Source organism: Prescottella defluvii (assembly GCF_000738775.1).
Taxonomy (GTDB): Bacteria; Actinomycetota; Actinomycetes; order Mycobacteriales; family Mycobacteriaceae; genus Prescottella; species Prescottella defluvii.
The window spans coordinates 23,460-31,432 of record NZ_JPOC01000034.1 but is presented as its reverse complement, the minus strand read 5'-3'; the positions used below and the strand labels follow the sequence as shown (position 1 = coordinate 31,432).

Sequence of the window (7,973 nt, the reverse complement as noted above, 5' to 3'; positions counted from 1 at the left end):
ACTATGCGCGGGTCGATGCCGCCGGTGCGGCATCCATCTCCGAAGTCGTTGCGGGACTGTGGACATCGGACGTTCTTCGGTGACGGACCCGACGGTGTCGCTCGCACGGGCGTGGACCCCGTCGGTGTTGCGGGAGCAGGGTGCGCGGTGGCGCAGCTGTGCCGGTCTGGTCGACGCAGAGGTCGACGGGTATCGACGGGCGGTGCGCGGCGCGCGGGACGTCTGGGGTGGGGTGGCCGCCGACGCGGCGTGGGCGCGGGCCGGGGAGATCGCTGCGATCGCGGACAGTGCCGTGGCGGCGCTGCGGGAGGCCGCCGATGCCGCGAATTCAGCTGCGGCGCAACTCGACGCTGCTCGGGACGTGATTCTGGACGCGGTTGCCGCGGCCCAGGCGGAGGGTTTCGCGGTCCCCGAGGACGGCGCTGTCGCGGTCCCGGCGGAGTTGTTCCTGGCCGCACCGGGGTCGGGGGTGGACGCAGCGCTGGTGACCGCCGTCGCCGAACGTCGGGCGCGGCAGCACCGGGCCGTGATCCAGGGTGCGCTCGGCGACCTGGCGGCGGCCGACGACCGCGCGACGCCGTTGATCACCGCCGCGTTCGCGCGGCTGCCCCGGGCCGGTGATCCGGGCACCGGATGGTTAGGCGTGCAGCGGTTCGTTCCGCCGCCCCCGGACGGTGCGGGCGCGGCCGCGAACCGGGCGTGGTGGGACGCGCTCACCGCCGGGCAGCAGCAGACGCTGGTCGAGACCGCCCCCGCGAGTGTCGGCAACCTGGACGGCCTCCCCGCCGCGGTGCGGCACCGGGTCAACACCGATCGTCTGCCGGCGGAGCGTGCGGCGCTGGAGGCGGAACACCGGGAGCAGTGGGGCCGAGTGACGAGCCTGGGCAGCGTCGAATCACTCTTTGCGCGAAAGAGAATCGCGGAGGCGGACCGGAGGCTGGCGGACCTGGACGCGGTCCAGGTCGCGATCGAGCAGCATCCGGACCGGATGCTGCTGCTGTTGGAGGTCCGTGCCGGTGAACAGGTGCGGGCCGCCGTCGCGGTCGGTGACCCGGATACCGCCGACCACATCGCGGTCTCCACGCCGGGGCTGAACTCCGCGGTGCGCTCGACGCTCGGTCCGATGGTGGACGAGGCGGTGGCGCTGCGGCGCGAGGCGCAGATCCAGTTGCGTGCCGCACCCGGCCGCGAGCACGAGACGGTCGCGACCATCGTCTGGGTGGGCTACGACGCGCCGCAGATGTCGGGGAGCGTCGTCGACCGGGTCGAGGGCGGACTGGCGGTGGCACTGGAGGATCGGGCACGGGCCGGGGCGTCGGACCTCGCCCGGTTCTACGACGGACTCGGCGCCGCACACACCGGATCCGATCCGCACGTCACTGCTGTCGGGCACTCGTACGGGTCGGTCACGACGGGGCTGGCGTTGCACGGCCCGGGCCGGCACGCGGTCGACGACCTGGTGGTCTACGGCTCTCCCGGCCTGGTCGGGGTCCGCTCGCCGAGCGATCTGGGTCTCGCGCCGGGACGTGCGTACGAGATGACCGCGGACGGTGACGTGATCGCCCGGCTCAACCGGTTCGGGCCCGGACCGTTCGGCGGTGGACCGCACGCGACCGACGGATTCACCCATCTCGCGACCGAGGCCGGCACGACACCCGACGGGGTGGCGCGCGACGGCGCGTCCGGGCACAGCGAGTATCCGCGCCCCGGCGCCGACGGACACCTGCGGACCAGCGGCTACAACCTGGCGGCGATCGTCGCGGGGTTGCCGGAACGGGCGGTCACCGTCGCGGGGGGCGCGGACAGCGGCCACCGCGGGTTCGACCCCGCCCGCACCGGATAGAGATGGTCGCTGCGCCACCCCCGACCCCGGTCGGGCGATCCCACGGAACCGTGTCCCGCCGCGGTGCGTCCACAGAGGTATGGGATCACTCGAGTACTGGTTCGGCACGGGGGACGGTGTGCCCACCACATGGACGTCGGTGGCCGATCTCGATCTCGACGCGGACGGCGAGTTCGACGCGGTACGACTCGATTTCGACGGAGACGGCCTGTTCGACGATGCGATGTGGGACAGCGACGGTGACGGCACCGCCGACCGCTCGGTGCTGGACGTCGGGGAGACGGCCCGGTACTTCGCCGATCCCGAACGCACCGGCGTCTGGGGCCGGCAGGTCACGGGGACAGCGCAGTCCGCGGTCCCGGCCCCGGCGCCGCAGTTTCCGGAACCGCCCGATCCGGCGGGATGGCGGACCGTCGACTACGACGGTGACGGTGCGGCGGACGACGCACTGGTCGACTTCGACGGTGACGGCGAACCCGATGTCGTGCTGGTCTCGACGCGGGAGACTTCCCGGTACGACACGGTGCTGGTCGCCGAGGAGGAGCCTGGACGGATGTCGGTGCAACTCGGCGACACCGACGGCGACGGCCGGTTGGACACCGTCCGGCGGGACGGGCGGTGACCGGTCAGACGCGGGTGCGGCGCGCGTTGAATGCGATCGCGACCAGACCCAGCGCGTAGACGCCACCGGCCGCGAGGACCGGGCCCAGCGAGCGCCCGTCGGGGGCGACCACCGTGGCCGCGGCGGCCACCGCGGCGCAGAACGCGATGTTGAAGATGGTGTCCTGCAGCGCGAACACCTGGCCGCGACGGTCGTCGTCGATCTCGATCTGCATCGCGGCGTCGCCGGTCAGCTTGACCGTCTGTCCGGCGAACCCGAGCAGGAACGCACCGGCCAGCAGCAGCGGTTGCGACAGTGTCGTGATCAGCGTGAACTGCACGACGGTCGCGAACGCGAGGGCGACGGTCACGGTGCGGGGGCGGCCGAGGCGGGGAATCAGCCAGGGGGTGACGAGCGCCGCGAGCAGCATGCCGGCCGCGGTCGCGCCCACGGCGACACCGAATCCGGCCAGTCCCTCGGGCAGCGAACCGGTGGTCGCGGGGTCGCGCAGGATCAGCACCATCACGAGGGTGTTCACGCCGAAGGCGATGCGGTGGGCACCGATGCCGATCATCGCTGTGGTGACCCCGGGCGCCTGCCACACCGCAGTCGCTCCGGTACGCAGCCCGGACAGGACAGCGGTCACCGTGCCTCGGGTCGTGGTGACGCCGTCCGCGGGACCCAGTGCGCGACGGCCGAATCCGCCCACCGCCCACGCGCCGATCACCGACCCGAGCGCACCGACCGCCACCGCGACACCGGAGCCGAGATCACCCTCCCCGATCGCGGCGATCACGGCCACCGCCGTCGCCGCGCCGACGGCCGAGAACACCGACCCCGCAGTGGCGAGCACCGAATTGGTTGGTACCAGCCAGCTTTGTCGCACCACATGGGGCAGTGAGGCGGAGACGCCGGCGAGCACGAACCGGCTGACGCCGATCGCGGCGAGCGCCATCAGCAACAGGGGCGTCTCCCCCGCGCCGGAGATCAGCAGTGCCGAGATGAGCAGGATCAGGCTGCCCCGCAGCAGATTCGCCCACAGCAACACCAGGCGCCGGTCCCAGCGGTCCAGCAGTGCGCCCGCGAACGGGCCGATCACCGAGTACGGCAGCAGCTGGACCGCGAAGCCCGCGGCGATCGCGAGCGGTTCGGTCTCGCGTTCGGGGTTGAACAGGATCGCCCCGCCGAGCGCGGCCTGGAAGAGTCCGTCGCCGAACTGGCTGGCGAACCGGACCGCCGTCAGGCGGGCGAGGCCGGGCGAGTGGCGCAGGGTCGTGGCGGCGGCCGCCCACGACCCACGAATCGAACTCCATCTGCGCACACGGCGACCCTATCGGGCGGCCGGGGTCGCCATCTCGCTCCGCCACCACCGCACCGTCGCGGCCGCGGCGTCGTCGAGTGCGGTCGGCTCCAGCCCCAGCAGTTGCTCGCTGCGCTGCGAGTCCATCACGAAGGGCGCCTCGAACTGGTACAGCGTCTCCGCGAGTTCCCGCGTGGGCCGGTGCACCGCCCCGACCGCGCGCAGTGCCCAGCCGGGCAGCGTGCCGACCGTGGGCGCCGGCACCTGCGCGGCCTTCGCGAACGCCTCCACCATCTGCCGTTGGGTCACCGCCGGCGCGGTGGGCGCGTGCAGCACGCTGTCCCACCGGTCCGGATCGTGCGCCGCGGCGATCATCGCCGCGGCCAGGTCGGGGACGTAGGTGAACGAGTGGGCGACGTCCGCGCGGCCCATCACCCGGATCGTCCTCCCGTTCAGGACCGACGGAACCATCCGCTCCCCCGCGTGGGCGCCCCGGACGTGCGGCCCGAAGAAGTCGGACGCGACGACGCTGACCGTCGGCGTCGGATGCGCCGCGCGGGCCGCGAGCAGACGCGTGCGCACACCGAGCTTGCCGGTCGTCGCGGCGCGCGGCCCGTCCTCCGTCATCGGTCCGTCCGGCCGGCCGTACGAATACAGGCTCTCCGGGAACACCACCACCGCGCCGATCCGTCCGGCGGCGTCGAGCACCACCTGCTCGGCGGCGGGCAGCTCGCGTTCCCAGACGCGGGCGTCGTAGGCGGAGCCGTGGATGCAGTGGAAGACGGCGGTGGCGCCGTGCAGTGCCGGCGCCAGGGCGGCGGGGTCGGAGACGTCGACCCGGCGGCGTTCGATCCGCGGATGATCCGGGCCGCTGCCCGAGCGGGTCAGCACCCGCACGTCGTGGCCGGCGTCGGCCAGTTGCTCGGCGACGGTCCAGCCGACAGGTCCGGCGCCGGTCACTACCTGCAGATTCGACATCACGTGCTCACTCTCTCGCTGAGGGATTCGGAAACGAGAGCACTGCTCTCTTTCTCTACGATGCGCCCGGGCCGGCAACCTGTCAAGAGCGGTGCTCTCTTTTGTTGACAGTGCTCTCGTTTCTCGGGCAGTGTGGGTCCATGACCGTCACCCCTCGTGAACGCGCCCGTGAACAGACGCTCGCCGAGATCACCCGTATCGGCCGCGAACATCTGGCGACGCAGGGTGCGGCCGCCCTGTCGCTGCGCGCCGTCGCGCGCGATCTCGGCGTCGTCTCGTCGGCGGTGTACCGATATGTCGCGAGCCGGGACGAACTGCTCACGTTGCTCGTGATCGACGGCTACACCGAGCTCGGAGCCGAGGTGGACGCCGCCGTCGCCGCCCTCCCGGCCGACGACCATCGCGGCCGTCTGCACGCCCTCGCCCGCGCGGTGCGCGCGTGGGCGGTCCGGGAACCCGCCCGCTACGCGCTGCTGTTCGGCAGCCCGGTCCCCGGCTACCACGCACCGGCCGAGCGCACGACCGGTCCGGGCACCCGGGTGATCGTCGTGCTGGTCGGCATCGTCGAGGACGCACATCGCGCGGGGGTGCTGTCGGTGCCGGCGTCGCAGGTCGATCCGGCGCTGTCCGCGGACCTCGACCGCATCCGTGCCGAGATGGGCCTGACGGTGCCCGACGAGGTCCTCGCCCGCGGTGTCATGGCCTGGGCGGCACTGTTCGGCGCGGTGAACTTCGAGGTGTTCGGGCAGTACGGCGCCGGCACGTTCGCGGATCCGGCCGCGCTGTTCGAGCACCACCTGACGGTGCTGGACCGGATCCTGGGGCTGGGCTGAGCCGTCGGGGCGTGGTCGACGACACGTCGACCCGATACCCCTTGGGGTATACAGTCGCGGGTGGAGAACGATCCCCACCCCAGGGGGTCTGGAGAGAGCGGGCAGGGTGGCCCTACTGTCGAGGTCCGTGGGCATCTTTCGGAAGTCGTACGGAACAGTCGACGTGCACAGGGCGCAGGACCTCGTCGAGCAGGGCGCCGTCCTGCTGGACGTGCGATCGCGTCCGGAGTGGGACGCCGGTCATGCGCCGGGTGCCACCCACCTACCGCTGCACGAGGTGATCGACCACGGCATCGAGGTGGTCGCGGGTCGACCCGTCGTCGTGATCTGCCGTTCCGGCGGACGCTCGGCGAACGCGGCGCGTCAGCTGTCCCGGCTGGGCGCCGAGACCTACCTGGTGCGCGGCGGCATCGACGCCTGGCGCCGCGCCGGCCTCGCGATCACCACTCCGGACTGACCCCACGTCACACGAGGAGTACACGACATGGCACTGCCGAAGCATTCCGGTTGGACCGTCGACCGCATCGTCCCGCTGCTGGGCGGATCCGTGGTGGGCACGAGCCTGCTGCTCGGTCGCACGCACTCGCCCAAGTGGCGGGGCCTCACCGCCTTCGCGTCCGCGAACCTGGTCCTCTACGGCATCGTCGGATGGTGCCCGATGAGCTTGCTGCTGCAGAAGCTCGGCGTTCCGCGCACCGGCACCTGCGCGGTGCCCGCACCCGCGAAGCCCGAGGGCGACGCGGCGTAATCCGTTCGCCCGCGAATCTCCCGTCGGGGGGCGTGTCGGTGAGATGATGAGCCGGTGGCGCACCCGGAGGAACCTGAGGATCGCACGGCATCGACTCAACCGGTGGTGCGGCCCGGCAGTCTGCTGGTCTCGTCCACCGATCTGACCGAGGCGACGTTCCGGCGGACCGTCGTCTACATGCTCGAGCACAACGACGCCGGCAGCCTCGGCGTCGTCCTCAATCGGCCCAGCGAGGCCTCCGTGCAGGAGGTGCTGCCGCAGTGGGCGCCGCTCGCGGCCAGGCCGGCGGCCCTGTACGTCGGCGGGCCGGTCACCCGGGACGCCGCGCTGTGCCTGGCGACCCTGCGTACCGGCGCCGACGTCACCGGCATCCCGGGGCTCCGGCGGATCGACGGGCGGGTCGTGCTCGTCGACCTCGACGCCGATCCCGAGCGGATCGCCCCCGTCGTGGAGGGGCTGCGGATCTTCGCCGGCTACGCCGGCTGGACCATCGGGCAGCTCGACGCCGAGATCGACCACGACGACTGGATCGTGCTGTCGGCGTTGGCCTCCGACGTGATCAGCCCGCCCCGGACAGACGTCTGGGGGCAGGTGCTGCGCCGTCAGCCGATGCCGCTCGCGCTGCTGGCGACGCACCCGATCGATCTCGACCTGAACTGACGGTGCGCTAGCCGACCAGCGTTCGCCGCACGGCGTCGATCGCAAGCTCGCGCGCGACGATCGTCCCGCGGCAATCCCGCAGGCTGTCGAGCATCAGGAAGTCGTGGACCATTCCCTCCACCCGGACGGCGGTGACATCGACGCCCGCGGCGCGCAGTTTCGCGGCGTACGCCTCACCCTCGTCGCGCAGGACGTCGGCCTCGTCGGTGATCACCAGTGTCGTCGGGAGCGCCGCCAACCGCTCCTCCGGCGCCCGCAGGGGCGACGCGTAGACGTCCGTGCGCTGCTCCGGATCCGGAATGTACTGGTCCCAGAACCACTTCATGCCGTCGCGGGTGAGGTAGTAGCCGTCGGCGAACTGCAGATACGACGCCGTCTCGAAGTTCGCGTCCGTCACCGGGTACAGCAGCACCTGCGCGCGCAGGTTCACGTCGCCACGTTCGGCGGCCATGAGCGCGAGCACCGTCGCCATGTTGCCGCCCACGGAATCCCCGCACACCGCGATGCGGGAGGTGTCCAGCCCGTACTCGCTGCCCTGCCTCGCGGCCCACAGCGCCACCGCGTAGTTCTGCTCGATCTGGGTGGGGTACATGGCCTCCGGGGCCCGGTCGTACACCGGGAAGACGACGGCGACACCCGCGCCGACCGCCAGTTCACGCACCAACCGGTCGTGGGTGTTCTCGTCGCCGAACACCCATCCGGCGCCGTGGATGTAGAGCAGGATCGGGACGTCGCCGGACACATCGACCGGACGCACGATGCGGGTGCGGACGGTGCCGCGTTCGCCGGCATCGACGTGCACCCACTGCTCCTCGACCATCGGCTTCGGCACACCGTCGCCGGCCTGCAGATCGGCGAGGATCTGCCGCCCTTGCTCGGGCGGGACCTCGTAGATTCGCGGGTGCGGTGAGGTCGCGTCCGTCAATTCCTTTGCAGCTGATTCGAGTACGGGATCGGGTGGATCGGGCAGGGCGGACATCGCGGGCTCCTTTGCGCTTTCGACGGGCCTG

The 7,973-nt window shown here is 72.0% G+C and carries 9 protein-coding genes; 6 read left to right on the top strand and 3 right to left on the bottom strand.

The window, feature by feature from the left end; all coding sequences use genetic code 11:
• Positions 1–79: 79 nt before the first annotated feature.
• Together IJ15_RS0113590 and IJ15_RS0113585 are read left to right on the top strand one after the other, a co-directional pair.
• Positions 80–1,843: an alpha/beta hydrolase gene (locus tag IJ15_RS0113590; RefSeq protein ID WP_156112097.1), complete on the top strand. Its 1,764-nt coding sequence runs from the start codon at positions 80–82 to the stop codon at positions 1,841–1,843.
• A 79-nt stretch (positions 1,844–1,922) separates the two neighbouring features.
• Entirely contained in the window at positions 1,923–2,465 is a 543-nt protein-coding gene (locus IJ15_RS0113585; RefSeq protein ID WP_031938890.1) for a hypothetical protein, read from the top strand.
• Between the two features lie 4 nt (positions 2,466–2,469).
• On the opposite strand, the gene IJ15_RS0113580 is transcribed toward IJ15_RS0113585, so the two are convergent.
• Together IJ15_RS0113580 and IJ15_RS0113575 are read right to left on the bottom strand one after the other, a co-directional pair.
• Positions 2,470–3,765, bottom strand: a complete 1,296-nt coding sequence (locus IJ15_RS0113580) for an MFS transporter (RefSeq protein WP_031938889.1) — start codon at positions 3,763–3,765, stop codon at positions 2,470–2,472.
• A 9-nt stretch (positions 3,766–3,774) separates the two neighbouring features.
• Positions 3,775–4,722 (bottom strand): NAD-dependent epimerase/dehydratase family protein, encoded by a 948-nt coding sequence (locus IJ15_RS0113575; protein WP_031938888.1) that lies wholly within the window; start codon positions 4,720–4,722, stop codon positions 3,775–3,777.
• Between the two features lie 140 nt (positions 4,723–4,862).
• On the opposite strand from IJ15_RS0113575, the gene IJ15_RS0113570 reads away from it, so the two are divergent.
• The 4 genes from IJ15_RS0113570 to IJ15_RS0113555 all read left to right on the top strand — a co-directional run bounded on the left by IJ15_RS0113570 (position 4,863) and on the right by IJ15_RS0113555 (position 6,963).
• Positions 4,863–5,555: a TetR/AcrR family transcriptional regulator gene (locus IJ15_RS0113570; protein WP_031938887.1), complete on the top strand. Its 693-nt coding sequence runs from the start codon at positions 4,863–4,865 to the stop codon at positions 5,553–5,555.
• A gap of 127 nt (positions 5,556–5,682) precedes the next feature.
• On the top strand, positions 5,683–6,012 hold the full coding sequence (locus IJ15_RS0113565; protein ID WP_031938886.1) for a rhodanese-like domain-containing protein: 330 nt from the start codon (positions 5,683–5,685) through the stop codon (positions 6,010–6,012).
• 27 nt (positions 6,013–6,039) lie between these two features.
• Positions 6,040–6,303 (top strand): YgaP family membrane protein, encoded by a 264-nt coding sequence (locus IJ15_RS0113560; protein WP_031938885.1) that lies wholly within the window; start codon positions 6,040–6,042, stop codon positions 6,301–6,303.
• A 54-nt stretch (positions 6,304–6,357) separates the two neighbouring features.
• Positions 6,358–6,963: a YqgE/AlgH family protein gene (locus IJ15_RS0113555; protein WP_031938884.1), complete on the top strand. Its 606-nt coding sequence runs from the start codon at positions 6,358–6,360 to the stop codon at positions 6,961–6,963.
• 7 nt (positions 6,964–6,970) lie between these two features.
• Here the strand turns inward: IJ15_RS0113555 and IJ15_RS0113550 are convergent, their stop codons facing one another.
• Positions 6,971–7,942: an alpha/beta hydrolase gene (locus tag IJ15_RS0113550; RefSeq protein WP_031938883.1), complete on the bottom strand. Its 972-nt coding sequence runs from the start codon at positions 7,940–7,942 to the stop codon at positions 6,971–6,973.
• Positions 7,943–7,973 lie beyond the last annotated feature (31 nt).